The 21,311-nt window shown below is 58.8% G+C and carries 26 protein-coding genes; 11 read left to right on the top strand and 15 right to left on the bottom strand.

The genetic code is table 11. The features are described from left to right. Positions 1 to 64: 64 nt before the first annotated feature. From HB780_RS01970 to HB780_RS01910, 13 genes are read right to left on the bottom strand one after another with little or no spacing between them, the layout of a single operon-like run. On the bottom strand, positions 65 to 2,422 hold the full coding sequence (locus HB780_RS01970; protein WP_183686641.1) for a type IV secretory system conjugative DNA transfer family protein: 2,358 nt from the start codon (positions 2,420 to 2,422) through the stop codon (positions 65 to 67). Continuing rightward, a complete protein-coding gene (gene virB11, locus HB780_RS01965; protein WP_435693850.1) occupies positions 2,419 to 3,501 on the bottom strand; it encodes a P-type DNA transfer ATPase VirB11 in 1,083 nt (360 codons plus the stop codon). The genes HB780_RS01970 and virB11 overlap by 4 nt, the downstream gene beginning before the upstream one ends. Continuing rightward, positions 3,476 to 4,765, bottom strand: coding sequence for a type IV secretion system protein VirB10 (gene virB10 / locus HB780_RS01960; RefSeq protein ID WP_183686640.1), 1,290 nt, complete (start codon positions 4,763 to 4,765; stop codon positions 3,476 to 3,478). Before virB10 ends, virB11 begins: the two co-directional genes overlap by 26 nt. Then, positions 4,755 to 5,516, bottom strand: a complete 762-nt coding sequence (locus HB780_RS01955) for a TrbG/VirB9 family P-type conjugative transfer protein (protein WP_183686638.1) — start codon at positions 5,514 to 5,516, stop codon at positions 4,755 to 4,757. Before HB780_RS01955 ends, virB10 begins: the two co-directional genes overlap by 11 nt. Positions 5,517 to 5,557: 41 nt before the next feature. Continuing rightward, positions 5,558 to 6,304 (bottom strand): VirB8 family type IV secretion system protein, encoded by a 747-nt coding sequence (locus HB780_RS01950; protein ID WP_183686636.1) that lies wholly within the window; start codon positions 6,302 to 6,304, stop codon positions 5,558 to 5,560. A gap of 32 nt (positions 6,305 to 6,336) precedes the next feature. Beyond that, positions 6,337 to 7,362: a TrbL/VirB6 family protein gene (locus tag HB780_RS01945; RefSeq protein ID WP_286202864.1), complete on the bottom strand. Its 1,026-nt coding sequence runs from the start codon at positions 7,360 to 7,362 to the stop codon at positions 6,337 to 6,339. A gap of 13 nt (positions 7,363 to 7,375) precedes the next feature. Then, positions 7,376 to 7,573 carry a hypothetical protein gene (locus HB780_RS01940; RefSeq protein WP_286202863.1) on the bottom strand — a complete coding sequence of 66 codons (198 nt, stop codon included), beginning with the start codon at positions 7,571 to 7,573 and terminating at the stop codon, positions 7,376 to 7,378. 11 nt (positions 7,574 to 7,584) lie between these two features. Further along, positions 7,585 to 8,322 carry a type IV secretion system protein gene (locus tag HB780_RS01935; protein WP_183686632.1) on the bottom strand — a complete coding sequence of 246 codons (738 nt, stop codon included), beginning with the start codon at positions 8,320 to 8,322 and terminating at the stop codon, positions 7,585 to 7,587. Between the two features lie 13 nt (positions 8,323 to 8,335). After that, a complete protein-coding gene (locus tag HB780_RS01930; protein ID WP_286202862.1) occupies positions 8,336 to 8,983 on the bottom strand; it encodes a hypothetical protein in 648 nt (215 codons plus the stop codon). Next, positions 8,980 to 11,424 carry a VirB4 family type IV secretion/conjugal transfer ATPase gene (locus HB780_RS01925; protein ID WP_183686630.1) on the bottom strand — a complete coding sequence of 815 codons (2,445 nt, stop codon included), beginning with the start codon at positions 11,422 to 11,424 and terminating at the stop codon, positions 8,980 to 8,982. Before HB780_RS01925 ends, HB780_RS01930 begins: the two co-directional genes overlap by 4 nt. Positions 11,425 to 11,457: 33 nt before the next feature. Continuing rightward, positions 11,458 to 11,748, bottom strand: coding sequence for a VirB3 family type IV secretion system protein (locus HB780_RS01920; protein ID WP_286202861.1), 291 nt, complete (start codon positions 11,746 to 11,748; stop codon positions 11,458 to 11,460). Next, complete coding sequence (locus HB780_RS01915; RefSeq protein WP_174167335.1) at positions 11,748 to 12,101, bottom strand: TrbC/VirB2 family protein; 354 nt, start codon at positions 12,099 to 12,101, stop codon at positions 11,748 to 11,750. Before HB780_RS01915 ends, HB780_RS01920 begins: the two co-directional genes overlap by 1 nt. 17 nt (positions 12,102 to 12,118) lie before the next feature. Then, a complete protein-coding gene (locus tag HB780_RS01910; RefSeq protein ID WP_183686628.1) occupies positions 12,119 to 12,823 on the bottom strand; it encodes a lytic transglycosylase domain-containing protein in 705 nt (234 codons plus the stop codon). A 91-nt stretch (positions 12,824 to 12,914) separates the two neighbouring features. Here HB780_RS01910 and HB780_RS01905 point away from each other — a divergent pair, with 91 nt between their 5' ends. From HB780_RS01905 to HB780_RS01870, 8 genes are all read left to right on the top strand, one after another. Next, complete coding sequence (locus HB780_RS01905) at positions 12,915 to 13,385, top strand: hypothetical protein (protein WP_183686626.1); 471 nt, start codon at positions 12,915 to 12,917, stop codon at positions 13,383 to 13,385. 49 nt (positions 13,386 to 13,434) lie between these two features. Further along, positions 13,435 to 13,815 (top strand): hypothetical protein, encoded by a 381-nt coding sequence (locus HB780_RS01900; protein WP_183686624.1) that lies wholly within the window; start codon positions 13,435 to 13,437, stop codon positions 13,813 to 13,815. Between the two features lie 17 nt (positions 13,816 to 13,832). Next, the gene (locus HB780_RS01895) at positions 13,833 to 14,282 is read left to right on the top strand and encodes a hypothetical protein (protein ID WP_183686622.1); all 450 of its coding nucleotides are present in this window, start codon (positions 13,833 to 13,835) and stop codon (positions 14,280 to 14,282) included. Continuing rightward, positions 14,279 to 14,947: an acyltransferase gene (locus HB780_RS01890; protein WP_183686620.1), complete on the top strand. Its 669-nt coding sequence runs from the start codon at positions 14,279 to 14,281 to the stop codon at positions 14,945 to 14,947. Before HB780_RS01895 ends, HB780_RS01890 begins: the two co-directional genes overlap by 4 nt. Next, positions 14,944 to 15,528 (top strand): thermonuclease family protein, encoded by a 585-nt coding sequence (locus tag HB780_RS01885; RefSeq protein WP_183686618.1) that lies wholly within the window; start codon positions 14,944 to 14,946, stop codon positions 15,526 to 15,528. The genes HB780_RS01890 and HB780_RS01885 overlap by 4 nt, the downstream gene beginning before the upstream one ends. Before the next feature lie 112 nt (positions 15,529 to 15,640). Beyond that, the gene (locus tag HB780_RS01880) at positions 15,641 to 15,976 is read left to right on the top strand and encodes a DUF736 family protein (RefSeq protein ID WP_183686616.1); all 336 of its coding nucleotides are present in this window, start codon (positions 15,641 to 15,643) and stop codon (positions 15,974 to 15,976) included. Positions 15,977 to 15,978: 2 nt separating this feature from the next. Then, positions 15,979 to 16,455, top strand: coding sequence for a thermonuclease family protein (locus HB780_RS01875; protein WP_286202860.1), 477 nt, complete (start codon positions 15,979 to 15,981; stop codon positions 16,453 to 16,455). Between the two features lie 308 nt (positions 16,456 to 16,763). Next, positions 16,764 to 17,510: an outer membrane protein gene (locus HB780_RS01870; protein WP_183686614.1), complete on the top strand. Its 747-nt coding sequence runs from the start codon at positions 16,764 to 16,766 to the stop codon at positions 17,508 to 17,510. A 71-nt stretch (positions 17,511 to 17,581) separates the two neighbouring features. Here the strand turns inward: HB780_RS01870 and HB780_RS01865 are convergent, their stop codons facing one another. Further along, entirely contained in the window at positions 17,582 to 18,676 is a 1,095-nt protein-coding gene (locus HB780_RS01865; RefSeq protein ID WP_183686026.1) for a GGDEF domain-containing protein, read from the bottom strand. 150 nt (positions 18,677 to 18,826) lie between these two features. Here HB780_RS01865 and HB780_RS01860 point away from each other — a divergent pair, with 150 nt between their 5' ends. Further along, entirely contained in the window at positions 18,827 to 19,162 is a 336-nt protein-coding gene (locus HB780_RS01860; RefSeq protein WP_183686028.1) for a curlin, read from the top strand. Positions 19,163 to 19,282: 120 nt separating this feature from the next. Here the strand turns inward: HB780_RS01860 and HB780_RS01855 are convergent, their stop codons facing one another. Continuing rightward, positions 19,283 to 19,579, bottom strand: coding sequence for a PRC-barrel domain containing protein (locus HB780_RS01855; protein ID WP_183686612.1), 297 nt, complete (start codon positions 19,577 to 19,579; stop codon positions 19,283 to 19,285). A gap of 121 nt (positions 19,580 to 19,700) precedes the next feature. On the opposite strand from HB780_RS01855, the gene HB780_RS01850 reads away from it, so the two are divergent. Then, the gene (locus HB780_RS01850; RefSeq protein WP_183686610.1) at positions 19,701 to 20,315 is read left to right on the top strand and encodes an NAD(P)/FAD-dependent oxidoreductase; all 615 of its coding nucleotides are present in this window, start codon (positions 19,701 to 19,703) and stop codon (positions 20,313 to 20,315) included. Then, entirely contained in the window at positions 20,312 to 21,271 is a 960-nt protein-coding gene (locus tag HB780_RS01845; RefSeq protein ID WP_183686608.1) for a hypothetical protein, read from the top strand. The genes HB780_RS01850 and HB780_RS01845 overlap by 4 nt, the downstream gene beginning before the upstream one ends. Positions 21,272 to 21,311: the final 40 nt, after the last annotated feature.

Raw genomic sequence — 21,311 nt, 5'->3', positions numbered from 1 at the left:
CGCCAAAATGAAACTCTATCGCGATTTTCTGGCCGTACTTACAATCACGTCGTTGTTCGATTTGTCAGGGGGAGACCGGCAGACGGTTCTCCTCCTCGTATTCCATCATGGAATGGTCCAAAGCAGCCCTTAGACTGGCGAGCGCACCTGTCAGAGCATTTGGATCATTCACATGCTCATTGCCAAGCACGTTTTCAGCAATGCCCACGACGTGGCCTACGGCCTGTTGGGCGGAGAAGAACCCCAGATCCAGCTGTTTCGTCTCGTCCTCGTCGACATCAAGATCCACCGGGGATGACTTCGCGCCGGGCATGAAGAACAGTTCCTCACGCTCCGCCCTGTCGGAGAGCCGCGCGGCAATGACAGCCCAACGCGCTTCAGAGATCGCCTTGCGCAGCGGCCAGACCGACGCCATTGCCTGCTCTCTTGCGCGCCTGTTCTGCCGAACCAAGCGGCTTTTCTCTCCTTTTATATCGCCGATCGTTCCAGGCGCAGTCCTCAGCCGAAACAGCAGATCGGCAGTCGGCTGGTCGTCTATGGCGGATATCGCCGATCGATAGATATGCATGAGCCGCGCCGGCTCAACGAACACAGCGTCTGCGTGTTCCAGCACGATCATCTCGTGGTCAACGGCCCAGGATTCGCGCTGTTCAGCCCGAATTTCTGGCAATTCCACGACCAACCCCAGTGGCTGAGGCGCGAATAGTGGCCATTCGGTCCGGATCCTGACCTCCGGAATGACAAGCTCGCTCTTCCACCCCTCAACCTCCCGTCGCCGCGCTATAAACCGTGCATCGCTATAAAAATTCAGCTTGTTCAGGATGGCGCCATAGCCGCTGCGCACCTGCAGGATCGTATTCTCATCATCCAGGCGCTGCACCGAACCCGGGTCCATCAGCGGCATTAATTCAAACCGACCGGACGATGCCTGCTTTCCAAAGAGAAGCCCTGTCTGCCGCCCCCAGCCCTCTCGCTCCTCATATTTGCGACCGAGATTATCGGAGACGATTTTCGCTGTGGCGTCATCGCCGACAGCGATACTGAGCTTGACGTCCATATTGCCAAGAAGCGCATTTCGGGTTTGCTGGCCATATCGTTCGTCGATCTGCGGAATGTTCTGGGCGACGAGCGCTATCGTCAGTCCGTAGCCAGCGACCAGGGGAGCCCGCTTGATGATTTCAGGCAGCCGCTCGAACTGGTAGAACTCGTCGAGCATCATCAGGATCTTGTGCGGTTCTTCCGCACCAGGCAGTGACCGCAGCATCACATCATGGATCTGCTGGATCAGAAGCCGGATAATCGGCTCCACCGTCCCGAAGTCCGAGACAGGTGCTGCGATGAATAGCGAAAACGGTTTGCGACGCAGATTGCGGATATCGAAGTCACTTGCCGAACAGGCCTCGGCGATCAGGAGGTTGTTGAACGCAGCAAGTGCCGTCGTCACATGGCCCTCGAACGACGGCCGCTGTTCCTCGTCACGCCCGAGGTGCTGGCGAAAGCTCCCCAGAATAAACTGGTCGAGTTCCGGTTCATTGTCGATGATCTCTTGCAGCATGGCCGAGAACGGACGGCCGGTCGAAAGCAGCCGCAGCACGGAGCGCAAGTTTCGCCTGCCCTCCATGGACGCCGACTCCAGCACATATCCAAGAGCGCCAGCAAGTAGCCCCCGGGCGGTCTGCTTCCAATAGGCCTCCTCTTTCTCGCCGATCGGCAACAGCGTTGCGGCCAGATTGATCAGATCCGTTGATCGCTCCGGCCAGTCGCGCACGAAGTCGAGCGGATTCCAACGATGTGAATGCGCAGATCCTGGCGCGAAGACATAGCACCGCTGTCCCATCGCCATACGTGCGGGTCCGGTCAGCGTGTAGTTTTCCAGCTTCACATCGAGCACGATGACCGATCCCTCATATTCGAGAAGGTTCGGCATGACGAATCCTCGCCCTTTGCCTGAGCGGGATGGTCCGTTGACGAAGAAGTGGCTGTCACCGCTATAGCGGACGTCAACCGCATTGCGGCCCTTGCCGAAGGTGCCGAGCAGCACCGACTTGCCGGGCGTGCCGCACAATAGGCCTGCACTTTCGAGATCCTTAAGCGTTGCAAAACGGGAGCCGTCGGCGGGCGGGCGGACCTGCCAGGGCCGCTTTATCGCCAATGTGATCCCAATAGCGACGACCGCACTCAATGCCAGCGTCGACATCGTCGCAGCCGAAATCAGCTTCGTGACGATCGGATTGCCAAGATAATACCAGGCTTGCTTTGCCGGTATCAGCACGTCGCCGCTCACAAAACTCTTCCACATGGTCGAGCTTTTCAGCATCACGTATGAGGCAGCCGCGTAGCTTGCCGACCAGGCGTAGAAGGCCGCGCTAACGCCGACGATCGGTCCGGCGACAACAGCCACGACTTTCTCGAAGCGTCTCATCGACTGCTCCATTTGCTGACATAGATCTCGCGCACGCCGCGCTTCATGGTGGCGGGATCGCGGGCTACCTGAATGACCACGGGCACGACAAATCGCACGAACTCCATCAACTCCGCCTTCGTAAGGCCAAGGCCGGCTTGCATGGTCGCCATGGCCAGCCGCTCATAGGCGCCGCGCGGGTTGTCGGCATGAAGGGTCGATAGCGACCCCGGATGGCCGGTATTGACCGCCTGCAGGAAGCTGAAGGCTTCAGCGCCGCGGATCTCGCCCATGAAGATGCGGTCCGGACGGAGACGAAGCGCGGCCTCGAGGCATTCCTGCATCGTCGTCCGTGCCCTGCCCTGCCCGCCTTTTGAGGTAACAAGCGCCAGATAGTTCGGCTGTGAGGGTTTTAATTCCCGCGTGTCTTCGATCGACACCAGGCGCTCCCATTCGGGCACGTCCTTCAGGAGGCCGTTGAAAAAGGTGGTCTTGCCGCTCGATGTTCCCCCTGAGATCAGCATGGTGATGCGGTTCTCGACGGCAAAGCGCAGCCATTTGCGACGCGCGGCCGGCGATGGGTCCGCTAAGCGCGCAATCAGCTCCTGGTCGAGGTCGCTCAACTCCTCGCCAGCCGTTAGACCAGCACCGCTTACTCGCACGCCATCGAGACCGCCGAGCGCGACATAGTCATCCAGCGTCATGTCGCGGATCACCTGTTTGCGGATTGCGAAGGCGCCGCCCAAAACCGCGACCGGAGACAGCACCGCCTGAAACCGCTCGCCATGCGGCATGGCGGCGGACAGAAGCGGTGTCTCCTCGTTGACGCTTTGCTGTGTCGTTCCAGCAATCATTTGCGCCAGCGCCGTGATCGCCCGCTCGTCGAGCGCCGGCACATCGTACCGGATCATATGGTGGCTATTGAGGCTCTCGATCCAGATTTCTCCTGGCCGATTGCACATGATCTCAATCACGGCTGGATCTTCCAACCACTTTCGGATCGGCTGGGCAGTTTGCCTGACATAGATGGGCAGGCTGTCCCATAGGGAATTTGGTTCTTCGGATGTCAGCACGTCATTGGCCGGAGGTACTGGGCACATTCCTGATCCGGGCACGACGAAGTTCATTGACGGCTTCCTTCACCGGGTCAGGGTACAATGAGGAGAAATCGAGATCCTTGCGGACGAACACCATGATCTCAGTCCCCTGGTCGACATAGATCGTCGGCGGAATATTGATCGAATCCTTCAACGCGATATTCGCCATCTCAGCCATGGTCTGGGAAACCGTCTGCTGTGCCTGGGTTTGTGCGTCCGAGCTCGTTGACGACGACGAACCTGAGCTGCTGGATCCATCACTGTTCAGGCCGGCAACAAAGGAGGAGATACCTCCGACCATGCTGAGCACTGCGGCCGCGCCAAAACGCTCGAGATAGTGCTTGTCGACGAAGCCGGCCAAGCCCGAACGGCCAAGATCGTCTGTTCCGTAGGAGCCAAGGGCAATGGATGTCCCGTCACTGCGCAGGGCTCGCGTCCAGACGATCAGGATACGTGTCTGACCCCGCGCCATCCCGCTCTTATACTCTCCTGTCAGCATGGTTCCTTTCGGCAGCAGGATCCGCCGGCCGTCGAAGGAATAGACATCGGTCGAGATGACGGCTCGCACCATACCAGGCAGATCGGACTGGATCGCCGTTTCGAGCACACCGCGGATCAACGCTCCCTGGGGAATGAGGGCGTCAATCCGGTCGTTGCGGGAGGCAGTCACCGTTTCGACGTCCTGAGACCCTATCGACTGCACGAACCTGCGGTTCGGGTCATCGTCGGCACTTGCGCTTGCACTGGCACTGCCACCGGAGCCGGCATTTTGCGCAGATGACGCGCCAACAACGGAAGCAGCAGTTTCGCCCCTGACGGATTGATCGACGACCAACATGTTTGAGCGGAGCCGGGCCTGGCGCAGCTCCTCTTCCTTCTTCGCGCGCTCCGCCTCTTCTGCAGCACGCCTTGCCGCCTCCTCGTCGACGGCCGGCGGCAAGACGACAGGGGCGGTGATCTGAGGTGGCGGAACCACCGTCGGCGTGGGTGTTGGTGGCACCAGAACCAGTTTGTTATCTGAGGACGGTGGAGGCGGATTTTCCGGGTCGAAGTTCAGGTGCGCGGCATGGCTCGCCGTCTTGAACTCCTCATTTGCCTCCGTCTTCCGGGCAGCCGGTGGCTTGATGAAACTGACATAGCCGGCATAGCCAAGGACCACCAGAGCAACCGAGGCCAACAGAACCGGCATCAGCATGCCGCGCTGGTTGTCGGCCGGCTTAGCAACTGTTTCGACAATGCGTGCCTCTTCCTCGAAATCAATGGCCATGGCTGATCTCCTCCGGCTTTCCTTCTGCCGGCTTCGGGGTGCCGATCGGGGGCTTCATATTGAAGACACAGGCCACGACATTGCCGGACCGCAGGGTCCATTGGCGGGCAACCTTGTCGACGACGATGTAGTCACCTTCACGCCGGTAATTGACCAGAGATTCGCTGCCATCGGATTTGACGGCGAAGAATGCCGGAACCTCTCCGCTAAACTGAAAGAAGGTCTTCGTGCCGTCGTCAAACATGGATGTCGGCCTGACATCGACAGCGCCCTTATAGCCATAGTCATAGTTAATCCGGCCGGGGTTCGCCAAAGCCGCGCGAACATTGGGCATGGCTGCGTTCTGGCGGGCGGCCGCCAGCAGGTTGGCATCCAGCGAATCCTCCGGATATGAAAAGCGGAGTTTGATAACGGCGCTTGTCGTGTTGCCGGGTTTCGCCCCATTGAGAAAGAAGGTGTAGACCCGCTTCGAGGTCACGACGTTCATATTGGTTTGTGCATCCGGCTGCAGCGGCTTGATGAACAGGAAGCGTTTCGACTGATCGGGCACGGCCTGCCATGCCAGGCTGTCGCCCATGGCAACCGTTGCGATCTGTTCGTCCTCATTGAACACGATCATCGTCGACACCCCCATCATACCGGCGAGATAGACGACATTGTCCTTCTGGAACGGCACGGTGCGAATGCGCGCGTCGGCCCTGACCGACTGCGGCTGCACTTCCGCCAAGGCGATCGGCGGGCGGGCTAGCATGATTGCTGCTGCGACACCCACTGTCAGAAAATGCCTTATCCTCACTGGGCCTCCTCCCCAGTGGTGACCGTTTCCTGATCGCGACGATATTCGGTCACCTGAAACCCCAAAGGATTGTCGAAGCGCCAGTCGTTTCGCATCGGCTCCGAGGTATATTTGAAACGAACATTGGCAACCCAATGATCCGTGACCGTCGGTCCGGATGTGCCGGAACGCGTCGTCGAAAAGCGAACAGCCGCCGTATTGTCGTTCAGAAAAATGACGCTCTTGACGAAGACGCTGACCGTCGTGTTGGCGCCGTAGACCTTGACGGGATTGGCCAGGTTTGCGCCGGAATAGGCGTTGGCCAGATCGGCGGCGGCTTTTCCGGTCGAGTAAAGCGATGCCAGATCGAAATTGTCGCGTAGCCCCTTCGGGTCATAGGTTTCGCGAGCACGGATGAAGCGAACGATATTTGCCCGTGTCACCGCTTCGTTCTGGGTGAGGTCGCCGCGCTCCTGCAGTGGCCGGCTTGCCTCGACATAGCCCGTCGTCTTGTCGACCTCGAGCACAACGACATCAAAGGATTTGAGCGGCAGGAGCATCCAGAGAAGGCCGATCGACGCCGCCAAGGCAATGCCCAGCAGCACCGCGACTGTTCTCCATACGCCGCGAGACATGGCCACAGATCGGTAGACTGAGTGCTCCCACCGCTCGCCCTCGCTGTAGTAGCGGGAATCGATCACGCCAGAATTCGCCACTCGGGCAGGCGCGCCGAGCTCCGCCGCCCCGTTGTCAGTCTTCACCATTCCCAGATCTCCAAGGGTATTATTCGACAGGCTCATTTGCGAGCATTTGCGGCGGCGGCCCGTACTTGCGCTGCCGCTGGATCGCCGTCACCGATCGTCGCCGAGCCGCCGGGCCTTTGATTGAACAGATATCCGCCAGCCTGGGCGACGCCTCGCCCGGAACCGGCGGCAGCTCTCCAGGCAAGCCTCGCCGTCATCAAGCCTGCCGCTGCACCGAGTGCGTCAATTCTTGGCCCCCCACCGGCGATCGCCAGTGCGATCGAGATCGAGTGGGTCAAGAGGAAGGCTGTGACGATCGACATCAGCATGAACGGCGCCAATGTCGTCATGTTCGCAGCGCTGGCATCGGCGGTCAGCGCATCGACCCTGCCCTTCAGCAGGGTCAGCATAAAGCCCAGGATGACATAGACGATAATCGGCAACAGCGCGTAGCCTGCGAGACTGGAGATCCAGCCGTCCACGACCCGTGACGTCACATTGAAGAGCGCGCAACACAAGACGATCGGCCCGATCGCCAGCAGAATGAACATCGTCATCTTGCCGATCATCAGCAGCGTGACGGCGATGGCACAGAGAATGCAGACAACCGCCAGCACGACGATCGCAAGGATGTACATGCCGACGGCCGTGATCCCACCGGCATCCGCCATCGCCTTGACCACGGCAAGGCCGCTATTCCAGATATCGGTCAGGCCTTGGGTGACGGACGATCCGGAACTGCCGTCCCCGCCGCAATTGCTGCCGCCGGTCGACTGGCAAACAATGGTCGCCATGCCATCGGGCGCCTCCAAGAGGGGCTTTACGATCAATGGCTGATAGGTGGCCCATGAGACGATCAGCGTGTAGCAGATGAAGGCACGGCCAAACCGCCAGACGAATGTGCCCGCTGTCATCTGGGCGCGCCCGAACAGCATCTCGTATCCCCACCAGACCACATAGACGGTGAGCCCCGCCAGGAATAGTGGGCCCAGATAGCTGGCAAGCGTCGTATACATCGTCTGCACCGCGCTGACGCCCATGCTGTCGATCTTGCCAAACAGAATATCGAACGGGTTCATGCTGCCTCGCGCTTTAGAAAATGGTCACAGCCTCTTGGCGGACCATCGGCCCACAGCGATCGTTGACGCCGCTGGCATAGGCTTGCGAGGAGAAGACGGAGCCTAGCCCGGCCGAGCACGGAGCCTTGAGCTCCTTATGGCCAGCGCATCCCGGCAAGGCCGCAAAGGCGGCGACCACCAGTGCGAGGAACGGTACTCTAAATATTCGCATTATCAGCCCTTTCACTGCCCCACGAAGGAGACCTGGCCCGCGTCATAGGTCATGAACGCAGCCGTCGCCGCCTCCGCCGCCAGTTGCCGTACCTGTTCGGCATTGAGGGCCGCGTTTCCGGCATTCACAGCACCGACGAGTTCGTTGACCGTCTGTGCGGTCTGCGTCTGTACTTGCGAATTCTGATCGATCGAGCCCTTGATATCGGTTGCCGTCCCGATCTGCCCCTGGACAGCCTGAAAGGCGGTCGAGCGCTGCTGGGTGCTGTTTTGAGTACCCGCGATGGAGGCAGTCAGCGCCGTCGCCGTGTTCACCAGGCCCTGATAGGCTTTGTCGCCCCGCGTTAGATTCGCACTGCCGGTCTGGCCGGATAAGGTTTTAACCAGGTTCAGACCGTTCAGGATCGTGGCAGCCGTATTGCCGAACGAACCGAGATTGCCCCAGGACATCTGACCACTGAGCAACGATGAGAAATCGGGTGCGTTCCCGATCGAAAAGCCTGAGCCGAGGGCCGCACCCGCGATCTCACTGGTGGAGCGATTGCCGGTGACTGCGGAAAGCGTCCTGTTCACCGTTTGCAGGATATCGCTATTCGACGACATGATCTGAGCGGTATTCGACGCGGTCTTGGTGGCTTGTGACAGCGTCGCGTCGTCGATGACCGGAACCTGGGCAAAAACACTGCTGCAAGGAACTGCTGCCAAGACTATGACCAAGGCAGCTTTGGACGATATCTCGAATATCTTCATCTGGAAAACTCTCCTATTCATTGCCGCCGACGAACGAGACCGAGCTCGGATCGTAGGTCATGACTTTTGTTGCAGCGCTTTCCGCTGCCGCTTGATCGACAAGCTGCTGGTTTCGCATCTGGACCGTTGTTGTCACCGCCTGGATCGTCTGGTTCCAGATCTGGGCGCCGGACAGTCGAGCGGTCGTGTTCTGGTCAAAGGCGCCCTGCAGGGAATTGGCAGTGCCAATCGCGTTGGCCTGGTTCTTGAGCGTCGACGTATCGGCGCTAATCGCGGCCGCGACTGCCGCCAGTGCATTCACCACCTGGCCGACATTTTTTGTCTTCAACGCCTGGACGCTCTGACCGACGGCCAGAAGGATCGACAGGTCGCTATTGGCAACCGAGGTTCCGGAAAACGCCGACCCGGAGATGACAACCCCGTTGACCTGCTGCATGCCGGCAAGATCACCTTTCGCCGTGACACTTGTCGTGACACCGCGCGAGGGGGTCACGGAGGACTGCTTGAAGGTACGCGCTCGTTGCATGCACGCGGCTGCATTCGTCTCCTGCGTGGTGCGCGCCGCGTCATTGACCGGCACCTGCGCCAGTGCCGGCGTGATAGCCGTTGTTGCCGCCAATAGCGCCAAGTACAAAGGAATGTTCCGATCGCGCAGGCTCATTGCGCTTTCCCCTCCTTGTCCGAGGGATTGGAGGGCTCTTCCACCCATCCGCAAAAGTATGGAAGCCAGTGTTCAGGGGCGTCGCCATAGCGATGACGTAACCGCTCACACTCCGCGACCGTTTCCGCACGGCCGGACAGGACCTTGATGAAGTCCGGAAGGCCTGAGAGGTCCAGACGTGCAATCACGCAGTCATGGTCATGCTTGACCAGGAACTGACGGCTCGTCGAAGAGGTGGATTTCACCCATTCGAACTCGACCTCGGAGAGCCCAAAGCCCGTCACATAGCTTTCGCGGTCTGCCTTCGGATTCGGGAAGAAGATGTTTGTTGGGCTCTGCTCAAGCAGCGTATGCGCGATCCGCGACGTCGTGATGTCGCGAGCCGATTGCGTGCCGATCCCGACAATGCCGTTCTTCTTGCGGATGGTTTTGAGCTGATCGTTGATGAAGGCGCCGGCCTTGTCGTCGCCGAGAAGTTTCCAGCCCTCGTCGACGAAGAGCATCATTGGCCGCTCCCCATCCAGCATCTGACCGATCCGGAAGAAGATGTAGCCAAGGGCTGCCGTTCGGATTTCCGGATCGTCGAGGATCGCCGTCAGGTCAAAACCGAAGACGCCACGATCCGAATCCCAGAGATCGACCGGATTGTTGAACAGCCATCCACGCGTGTCGCACCACGCCTCAAAGCGCGATGCCAGATCGTCGCGCCCGGCGGTCTCGCCACCCCGCAAAAGGTGGATGACATCGGAGAACAACCGCTCCCGAATCGGCACGTTGAAAATCTGGTCGACAGCACGGGCGAGAATCTTTTCCTGTTCGGCCGACAGCTTTTCGGCATCGTCTCTCGGTCGGACCAGATAGCTCAAGAGATCGTAGACGAACGCTCTCTTGTCAGGGCTGTCTTCGAGCTGCAATGGGTTGAACCCCGAGGGCATGCCGGGCTGCAGCACCTCATATTGGCCACCACAGGCACGAATGAAGATCTCGCCGCCGCGGTCCTTGTCGAAGAAGGCGCAGCGCGGCTGCGGCCTTGCCCGCATCGCCTGCGACAAGAGAAACAACAGCGCCACCGTCTTGCCCGACCCTGTCGGGCCGGTGACAATGAAATTGCCGACTTCGCCCTTATGAAAGTTGAAGAAGTAGGGCGTCATCGACGTTGTCTGCAGCAGGGACACCGCCGGCCCCCAATGATTACCAGCGGGCTTACCGAGTGCAAAATTATGGAAGGACGCCAGGCCGCAGAAATTCCGTGACGAGATCAGCGCACGTCGCGCAATGTAGGCAAAATTGCCCGGAAGCTGCGCATAGAAGGCCGGTTCGGCATTCAGATCCTCGCGCACGACCACCATGCCCGCATTTTGCAGTTCCTTGGTGATAGCCTGGGCGCTTGCCTCGGTTTCCTTGATGGTGTTGCCGAGCGCCATGACCGTCAGATGGTGATAGCCCATGACACTGCGGCCATTGACCAGCTCATCCTTGGCAATCGAGATCGCGCTTTCAAGGCTGGTGCCACGCTCGTCTGAAACGCTGATCTGACGTTCGATCCGATCCATCTCGGACAGGATTGGCGCACGATCCTGCAGTGCAAAGCTTTGCGACACGATGAATTCGCCGGGGATTTTTAACAGCCCATCGATCATTCCGGCTGCGGTGTAGGGTGGGTATTCGCGGATCGACAGCATCGCACCGAACCGGGTGTCATCGTCGCTGCCACCTCGCATCTCGAACAGACGCCGCCCGAATGTGATACGGCGTGTCGGCAGATATTGGTCGAGCGGCATGCGCGGCAGCAGCATGTTGACCTGTTGGCCGCCATTCAAAAGCGTGGCCAGAAACTCCAGCGGCTCAGAGGCAACACTGTACTCGCGCAGCACCGCCTTCAGGATCCGGGCGCCATAATGCTCCATGCCCTTGACGATATTGGCGACATGCTGGCGAAGCTCCTGGCGTGCTTCCCGATCGAGCGCCTGCTCGGATAGGCCGGCGGCCTTGCGGAAATGCGACATCAGCGCATCGGCAAGGCCCACCCTCCCCTGAAAACCGCGCCGGATGATCGTCAGGTAGAGTTCGTTGGTATACATGCGGCTGTCAGCCAGGCTCGACATATAACGCTCATTGAGATCCCGGCAGAACGGAATGTCGAACGTGCCACCGATATCAGGTGGAATACGACGCCGGACGATATGGGAGTAGACTGCAAACCGGCTGTCAGCGAGGGCTCGGACCAACGTGTTGCGCGCCGTCGCCTCGACATCGATGATCTGTTGATCGGCGGTCTGATGACAAAAACCTTCGATCTTGATGATCGTCAGCAGCATCCCGTCCTTCGTCCGCAGCGTTTCCTCGTCGACATGTCGGAGGTAGGGAACATGGGCCGAGATCGGTTTTTCGCGGGCGATCTCGGCGCCGAAGCGAAGGTCCCTACGAATTGCCTTTTGCATCGCCGTCCCTTTGCGATTCTGAAGAGTTACGGTTCATAGGAATTGCCGCCCCAGAAGTGACGGTTCTTCGTCCAGGGGGCATTTGGCGATCCGTACCCGAACGACGTTCGGCAGATGCGGATCGCGCACCGTGATCACGTAAGCCGCGGCATGCAGAGGCAGGAAGAGGAGGAACATTGCCAGGTTCTTGGTGTTGAGGAACGTCATGACGACGATCATCAGCTCGCCGACGAACAGACCGATCGGCACGCCCCAGAACATTCGTGGCCGGGTAAGGCCGAGAACGAGAGGCGCGACCTCCGCCTTTGGCTGGCTCTCGCTCATCAACCGCCTAATCCCGAAGACATGGAGGACACCAGCTGCGCGCCGCCAAAGATGAAGGCGATACCGACGATGATGGAGAAGCACCAGCTCCACGGGATACGGCTCGTCAGCGCCATATAGCCGACCGCAGCACATGCGATGGTCGCCGCTGTCGTGGCGAAGGTTCCGGTCATGAAGTTCAGGAGCGTCGTGAACACCGAATTGATCGGCTGGAAAATGTCGCCGGCGGCATAAGCCAAATCGGCATTGCCGATCGCCACAGCGCCGGCAATGGCCACGAGGACAAGGCTGTTTCCACTGATCGGTCGCGAGGACATCGTGGACCGGGCGAGATTATACAAGTTTGCCTTCATCTGGGGCTCCTTCTGGACTACTGCACGTAAAGAACCGAGCCGCCGATCCAATCGCGATCGCCGGCTTCAGTTCTGTTTTGGTTGATGGGGATGGGTTTGTCGGGTGATGGTGTTTGTGCCAGCAGGTCGGCACCGGCTACAGCTGCTCGAGTGTCCAATTTGACTGTCTGGCCAGGTCGTTTCCCGCCCTTCAAAATATTGTCGAAGCCAAAATAGGCGTTGGTGACGAGTGCTGTGTAGGAAACGGTCTCGGCAATCGCCGGCACGCCACGTGCTGCAACCACACGGCCCTCTCCTGCATTGTAGGCCGCAACCACAAGCATGATGTTGCCGCCGAACATGGCGGAGAGATCCTTGAGGTAGCTGACGCCACCGCGAATATTCTGAGCCGCATCGCAAATGTCCGCCACCTTGTAGCGAGCGGCGGTTGCCGGCATGAGCTGCATGGGACCGCGCGCACCCGCCGGCGAATTGACGTGGGTACCGAAACCGGACTCCTGATCGGCAATTGCAAGCGCCAGCCTGACGTCAGCGTCCTGGCGCTCCGCTTCTTTGGCGATCAACTGCCGAATAGTCTCCCCATCCACCACGCCATCGGGGCAGTAAGACGAGGCTGCAACGGTGGCCGCGGTCGACATTGGCGACGCGTCATTTGCCAAAACGAGCGACGGGTAAACAAGGGTTGCGACGAGCATCGCGGCGCGAATGGAGGCTATGGACATTTGCGTCTCCTGACTTATATAGTTCATATATATAAAATCATGATCCATAAGCAAGTGGCTTTGTAACGGTTTGTAAATGGTGGGTATCCGTATGTCGCTGATCACCAGATGCGGGATTTTTGCCTCGTCCGCGCTTGCGCTCTGGGCCTCCCAACACGCGGCTGCTCGCGCGGCGGACGCGGATTGGGGGTGCCAGATTGTCCTTTGCGTCGCAGCCCAAACCCCGAGCTGGCACGGCATTCCCTACTGTGTTCCGCCGATGCAAAAGCTGATTGCCGCAATGGTCTTGCCGGGCTTTTCCTGGCCGGTCTGTACTGCTGCCGGCACCGGTGCGCCCGGCTATGAAGCGTTTGAGGATTGCCCGACCGGTTATGTGGAAGCAGAAGCCCAATCCGGGCATGGGGGTAGCTCGGAGAGCTATTGCGCCCGGTACACGACCGAGCGCGGCGAGCGGATCGAGCTGGACCGTCAACCGCGAACGCGACGGGAGAGGCCCTGGTATTTCGACATCAGGCAAAACGGCGGCTCAAGCACCCGTGCATGGTTCGATTTGAAGAAATAGCAGGCGGGAGCGTCTGCTTAGCGAAACGCGGGTTCAAAGGAATATGCTGATGCGTAAGGAGATCTGGTTCTTCCATCGCCTGGGTTTGATAGAGATCGTCATTGCCGCGATTGCAATCAGCGGGATCACGACGATCGGCGGCATTTGGGTCACAACCGCGGCGAAATCCGTCTACGCCAATCCAATGGGCAACCTCCCCTACACTGTTCTGGTGTTGGCGCTCTATCTGCTCTTCAACGGATTGCTCATCGGACTTTGCTGCGCGGCGGCAATATGCATCCTGAAATTCCTATACGTCGCCCTCGGTGCGTTTTATCGACTTTTCCGCACATTGCTGACCCAGCCAATCCATCTTGCGCGCCTCATCACGGCGAGTTTTACCGCGCTGATCGATAAGGCTCGCGCAATCCGGCGCCGTCTCTCGCGCTAACCTTTCTGGAGGTTCTCATGAAACCAATCCTCGCCGTTTTGGCCACGAGCCTGATCCTTGGGCTAACCTCGACTGACCGTGCTGCTGCCCAGGATGGCTATAAGCTTGCGCTCAAACTCACCACCAAGGATGCCACGCACGATCCTGATGGCGTTTGGGCCGACGACGATCTCGCCGGCATTCGTCAGGCCGTGGGGACGGCCAAAATCTATACGGCGCGTATTGCAACGCCATCGGGCACGTGGTTGCTGTCCCAGACGAATGGCGATTGCAATTTGCAGGGGATGTGTACGGCCTTACTCGTACTGATGAGGCCTAACACACCGCCGGTTCGAATGGCCAATCCGCAGATGCCGCTCGGTGGCACGGCCGTCCTGTCGCCTGACGCCAAGACACTCACCACCTCCGAGATCGGCGAGAACGGCAAAGCCTTTACCGGCTCCTATGAGGTGGAGCCCATTCGATGATATCTGTCGCTCTAACCGCATCTCCCTCTCTATGGTTGCCCAGCAAAAGGGATCTCTTCGCAAATCTCGGCCTGGCATTGGGTTTTGTCGCATCGGTGGCGTTCGCCGGTGAAAGTGCCGTCAGCCTTTTGAACGCTGGACTGCCGGCCGAATGTGCCGAATACGCCTCCAATGTCAGCCAAAGCGAAGGAAATTTTGGCAGCGTTTCCCCTGTCGTCAACGGAACCCGCTGTTATGGCGCGTTCCAATTCTGCGATAGCGGAACGCTGCAAGCCTACTGGGACGGGTCGCGTGAGGAGTTTTTGAACAGCCCTTCAGCACAGGTGACGGCCTGGCAGCGCTATGAGCGTGGCCAATGGTCCGCGGCCCAGAAAAACGGCATGACGAGCCTGATCGGGCAGCAGGTCTGCTACCAGGGGACATGTGCCACGGTTTCGCAATCGTCGATCCTGAAGGCATGCCAGTTCGGATGCGGGGTTGGAGGAAAGCTCTATAACCTCGCAAAGTCAGGCCTTGACTGCAACACAGCCGGCACGCGCGATGGCGCCGGCACCAGCGTCTGCTCCTACCTCATCTCTGGCGCCGGCTATAATGTCGGCTGCATCACCAATTCCAATGACGGCGTCGACTGCACGCCCGTTGCTGCGAAAGAGGTACAGCAATGAAGCCGGCGAACATTGGGGCTATCCTGGTCTTCGCCGCAAGCGTCTTGGCAGCACTGGCATCCCATACCCTGGCCAACGCCCAGTCCGCACAGCCATCCCACGTATTTGCTGTTCCGCAGATGGGCGTGACCTTTCTGACCGGGGACAGCTGGCAACAGGCAGGTCAAACCATGCGCCTCTACGGTGTCCAGGCCTGCATTCGTGGCACGACCTACACCGACAAGTCCGGCCAGAAGCAGGACTGTGGGGCGGTCTCCCTCGCCATACTGGCTGCGATCGTCAAGGATACCAAACCCACCTGTGCGCCGGTCGCTCAATTGATGGCCCCAGCCGCTGGCGAGCCCTCCACCATCCTCGTGATCTGCTCGGCCCATATCGGCAATAATGCCCTCGACGTCGGCACTCTGCTGGTCACGCAGGGGTTTGCCTTCGCCGCCCTGGCCAACACCGGCAAGCCGGTCTACCTGCCCTATAGCCTTGAGGAATCGATCGCCCAGCAGTCACGTGTCGGCCTTTGGGCCTATGCTGACATGCCGCATCCCAATCGGGTGCTGTTTTCGCACTCGGCCAAGCGAGAATGAGGCGCCGCATTGTTTCGCCGGGGTATAGGCACAACGCCCAAAGCTCGGCGCCCGGGCCAAGGTAACCCACCCGGCAGAATCAACTCAAACCGAAGCAAAGGAGACGACCTCCATGACTGCAAAGCCAACCGAACTGACAAACTATGTACAGTTTGCGGAAGATGGGAAAACCTTGAAAGGGAATATCGCGTCGATCTCTTACGACATCGACATCAATGGAGAGGCCTACACCAGCGATAATCCCAAAGCGCCAGCCTTCCGCCTCTTCGCCAAAAGTCCTCGCGGCAGCCAGGTCGAAATCGGTGGCATCTGGAAGAAGCAGAACCAGAGCGGCGGGGAGTATTTCACCCTTACCATCAACACCGGATACGGAAAGCTTAATGCCAACCTTGGCCGTTATTCAGGCCGGGACGACCATGAACTCATGGCTGTCATTCCCTGGGACTAATCATGATGGGGAGATCTTTTTGCAACCTGGTAATTGCCGCAATCGCAGCGCTTATCCCGATCGCTGTCGCCACACCGGCCGATGCAGGTGCACGGTCGGCCATCATCCGGTTCAGCGTTCATGCGACCTATTGCGAGAACAGCGCATGTGAGCCGGTTACCCTCCAGATTGCAGGTGGCGACAGCTTCGTCATCTATCGATGGGGCAATCATCGCGAGCCGATTCGTATCGCCAATATCGATGCGCCAGACGGTCGTGCCCGATGTATGGGCGAGAAGGAACGCGCGATGCTGGCGGCGGATAGGCTTGGTCAGTTGATGAACGGGTCGACCTTCACGATGGCCCGTGTAGGCACCGATCGTCGCGGCAATTCGCTCTCATTCGTCTCAGTCGATCGCCGAGATCTCGGCCATGAGCTCATCCGCCAACGGGTAGCTATACCGTGGGAACCGAAGCAGCGATCTTGGTGTGCGTTTTGACCGATTCGAGTTCACGATCGCGCACAATCTCCTTGCTCGACGTTTCGGGCGGCAGCTGCGCGCGCGCTGCACCGAAACGTTCGCGAGACGAGATCTGTGACCTGTTCGGTCGCGTCTGCGTATGATCATACAGTCCGTGCATGGCGCACCGACCAACTGTGGCAGGAATGTAACGGCGCGCCAGTACCGGTCGCAGTTAGCACTCAAAAGCCTGCCTTAATTCGAGGAGGCAGAATTCCACGGCCTATATCGACCTTGAGCATCACAAGAATTGAAAACGAACTTTCGGCTACGCCCAAGGAACTATTATGAAAAAGCTTATTCTCGCCGCCCTGATCTCAACCTCGCTGTTCTCCGCTGCCGCCGCTGCCGACATGGTCACGCCAATGCAGCCGCCTTCGGCAGTCGATAACGGCATGGGCTTTTACCTCGGTTCGCTGAGTTCGGTATCCTTCCTGAAGCACACCGACTTTGACGTAGGCGGCTTCAACATCAACACCAAGTATGACACGGGCTTCTACAGTGCTATCCGCGGTGGCTACAACTTCGGTTCCATGGGCTACGTGACGCCACGCGTCGAACTGGAAGTCGGCTACGGCAGCGCCTCGGTCGATGAGCACCGCGTGACCGGTTTTGGCAGCGTTGGATCGATCAACTCCTATGGCGACGCAAACACGATCCAGGGCTTCGTCAACGGCTACCTCGACATCCCGCTCGCCCCGGCCGGCGACACAGGCTTTCTGTCGGTCTTCACGCCTTACGTCGGCGGTGGCGTCGGCGCGATCAACCTGAAGCTCCGCAAGCAGGGCGTCGGATCGGTTGGAACGCTGATCGACGACGATGACACCGCGTTCGCCTACCATCTCGACGCGGGCGTCGGCATCAATCTCCAGAGCGTATTTTCTGGCTCGACGCTGTTCGAGAAGACGTCGCTGGACATCGGCTACCGCTATACCGCCGCTGACAACTTCGACTTCACAGCGCGCGACGGCACGTCCTCGAGCACGGACTTCAGCAGCAACGCTGTCACCGTTGGCTTCCGCAAGCAGTTCTGATCGGTTGACACTTTGAAACCATCGAAGGTCTCCGCAGGTTTTGCGGAGACCTTCGAAACACACCTATAAGCTTATGCGGCAAACGCCATCTCAACTCTGTTGCGGCCAGACCGCTTCGCGGTGTAAAGAGCGGCATCGGCGGCCTTCAGCGCCTCAGCCACCTCCGTCCGATGAATATTGGTTGCGCTCGCGCCAGCACTTATTGTCACGGATACCCCGCCTGCTTGGCTCGTGACGATATTTGCCTCTACACGCAACCGTATTTTTTCTGCGACGGCTGCAGCTTTCTGACTTCCCAAACCGGGCAACAGAACTGCAATCTCCTCGCCGCCAAATCGAGCGACGATGTCCGCCTTGCGGACTGACGCCGCGATGATGGAGGCAACGTTCATCAACACGGTGTCACCCGTATCATGGCCGAATGTATCATTCACCGCTTTGAAATGATCGATGTCGATCATAATGACGGAGTATTCGCCGTTCGGGTTGTGTCCCAGAGAAAGAGCTAACGCAGCTTTGGCATCAAATGCGCGTCTATTGACCAACTTGGTCAATGGATCGACTGCAGCATCATGCTCAAGCGCTCGGAACAGCCTCATACGCTTTCCTTCATTCGAGAGGAAATCATGCAGCAGAAAAATTCCAATCGGATTGGCGATCATTATCAGCATAACCGCATGATAGTTGAAGGACGCCACCGAAAGATGGGGCAGCGCCAGTACGGAAACGGTCGACATTGTGGCGGCGGCACTGAGAGCGGCAGGGCGTCCGAGCCGCTGCCTGAAAAAGCGATTGGGAATCATACCGACAGCAATTCCGGCAGCAGCGGTCACAGAGATGCTGATGAGGCCCGCATAAACCCCTGCTCCTCCAAGCCAAATCCTGTAACCACCGAGTACGATGGCTGTGATCATTGCACCGGCTAGCCCAGAGAAGGTGTAGGCGAGCGCAAGGATCGGAACGCGCCCATCGTAAAACACACCTGGCGCAAAAATGACCGGGTCATTCATGGAAAGGATACCGGCAGCCGCGAAAAGGAATCCAACGCCGATATTGCCGGCGACGGCCCCCGTGGTGGCCTGGATCACCCGGGAATATCCAAGGATCACGAGAGCTGACATGGCCAAGCTTCGACATAGCCCTATCAGCAGCGTGCTTTCATCCATTCGTTTGTACCTCGCCTTTTCCCGTTCGAAAATGACAGGGCTGGCCTAAGGGAGGATGAAGAACAATCGCGGATTATTGGATTTCACATCTAGATGCAGTAATTGGCTGCGATATCCCGAGTTGCGCAGGCCCGCGTGAACGCCAACTGAATGGCGTCTTCAGCATTGGTTCGAATAACCTTTGCTCCCAGTGGTGCCGAAGATACAGGTGCGCTTGCGACCGGCCTGCGCTTCTATTCGCTGTATCGCAACATTCGGGGCGCCGGCATTCGCCAGTCGGGGCACGGCAATACCGCCGGCATAAGCCAGAACAGTCACGGCGATCTCGGTATCAGCGAGCAGCATGGTAACGGCCATTCCGCCATCCTTCGGCAGAATGGCAACGACAATGCTTACGGCGTTTTCCAGTTCGGTAGAGATACCAGCGCCAATGTCGAGCAGAACGGCGATGGCGGTAGCGGCGCCACCTTCAGCTATGGCTGGTGACAGGGAGATCGCGGGCATCGTTGCGATCCTCAGCAGCATCTCGCCGAGCTTTGCAAGGTCGTCCAGATACGGAAAAGCCCGGCACGATGGCCGGGCTTCGATGCTCGTGGGCTTGGACGGCTAGTCTTTGTGCTCGGGCATTTCCTTGAGCTCATCCTTCGTCCAGTTTGTGACGGCATGGATGTCGCCATCCCCGTCGCGCATGAATTCCAGATCGGTCAGCGCGACGCTGACAGGCTTTGCTCCGATGCCAAGAAAGCCGCCTACGTCGATGATCGCGGTGCCGCCTGCGCCGGAGCCGTGGATGTGATCCAGCTTGCCGACCTTGTGGTCGTCGGCGCCATAAATGGTCGCGCCTTCAAGCACGGCAGGCGTCAGTTCGATCGTGGATAGGCGAACATGATTTGTATGATCCATTGGTGATCCTCCTTGTGTCCTGAGGAGAGGTAACCCGAAGCGAACGAGGTTTGTTCCGTCTCCATGCTGACAGGCAATGTCACTTTCCATTTATCTGCCAAGCGACACCAAGATCTAGTGCGTGGGCTGGAGACCTTTTGGTTCCGACGGCACGCTTGCGGCCCAATTCGGAAAAAGAGTAGCACCCATCAACGCTTACATACTCGCAACCGAGCCCTTGCCCACGGGTCTGACGAAGTCGTTGCTTCCGGACAACCGCACCTATATCGAAGCGCGACGTTCGCCGAACTACATACGACTTTCCACGACGCGATTGCTCTTTGGCGGCCAGACTGGTCACATGTCGGGCGCCCCCCAGAAGGTCTGTGCCGCTCTCGTCAAGCAGATGACCTCGCTCCTTCCCGACCTTGACGGGGTTCGAATTTCTCACTTCTGGCACGGTGTCTGTGCAGCGCCCCGGGATTTGCTGCCACGCGTCGGCGTAAGGAATGGCATTCATTTTGCTTTAGGTTACTGCTTCTCTGGCAATGCCATGCCGCCCTTCCTTGGCGAAATAGCTGCTAAACACATTCTTGGTCGATCATCTCCCCCAAGTATCTTTGAAGAGAGCGACTTGCCGTATTTCCCAAGGCTTGCCCGGCCTGAACAATTCATTTCGGGGCTGGCGACCGTTAACGGGTGGATGGATACGCTTTTCGATGTCCAGATCAACCACACTGACAGAATGGTTGCTTGAAGCGCGCCGACAAGGCTATACCTTCGGGATTGGGGCGTTGGATCAGGATGCTTGGAACAATATCGAATGCGAACATAGGCAGATGGCATCCCTCAGCGTCACTGTCCATCACCGCCGGCTTCTGTCAAATTCTTTCCGCCACGGTCATTCTGTGGGGACCGACGGCTCTTGGCGCGACGAACGGCGATCACCTGAGCCAAGCTCATGTTCTGCTGTGTGACGACGTCCGCCATGCGCTCGTAGACAACGCCGACATGCGCGTGGCCAAGACCCTTGCATTCGGGAACAACGCACACTTTCGCGCGTCGGGCTCTTCCGAAGAATGCACCTCGCTTGCTGCTCTCATGAAGTTCACTGGCAGCCGAGTCCTGATCACCGCGACGACGGATCCGGCTGAAAGCGGATTCGATCAGGGCGCCCATCTGTCTGCCTATTTCTTTCGAGAGTCGGGAAATGCGTTGCGGCTCGTCACGGTCAAGCGCGATTTCGCTGATGGCAATCGCTCCTGGGGCAATGCCGGAGATATCGATGCCGCCCATTTCGGAACCGATGACGGTATGATGGTGAATGGAGGAACATCTCAGCAAGGCTATTCCAACGATTTGACTGACTTCTATGCATTCCGTGACGCCGGTATCGTCTCCCTCGGCATGGTTCCCACCGGCTGGAGCAATAGCGGCGCCGAGGAAGACAACAGTAAAGCTGTGACTATTACCGGCACGGTAGAAACCGGCTTGCCTCAACCCGACCGCGTGCGCGTCACCTATACGAGAAGCGCCGGCGGAGCCAACAACCAATCCAGCGTCGCCATTTGGCGTTCGCAGGAAGGTAAATTCATACTCGAGGCGGGAAGCCTGCCGGAGGAGATCATCACCGGCTTCGAGCTTGCAGCCGATATCGTCGCCAAGAACGGTACGCCGATAGCAGCGGCCGACGCCGCACCGCCTAAGAACTGAAGATCGGGAAGCGATGTTAGCGCTTCTTGATAAGGGGTCG

The sequence above is a fragment of the Rhizobium lusitanum genome, assembly GCF_014189535.1.
Taxonomy (GTDB): domain Bacteria; phylum Pseudomonadota; class Alphaproteobacteria; order Rhizobiales; family Rhizobiaceae; genus Rhizobium; species Rhizobium lusitanum_C.
The sequence above is the reverse complement of the archived record's forward strand: the minus strand, read 5'-3'. Positions and strand labels throughout refer to the sequence as shown.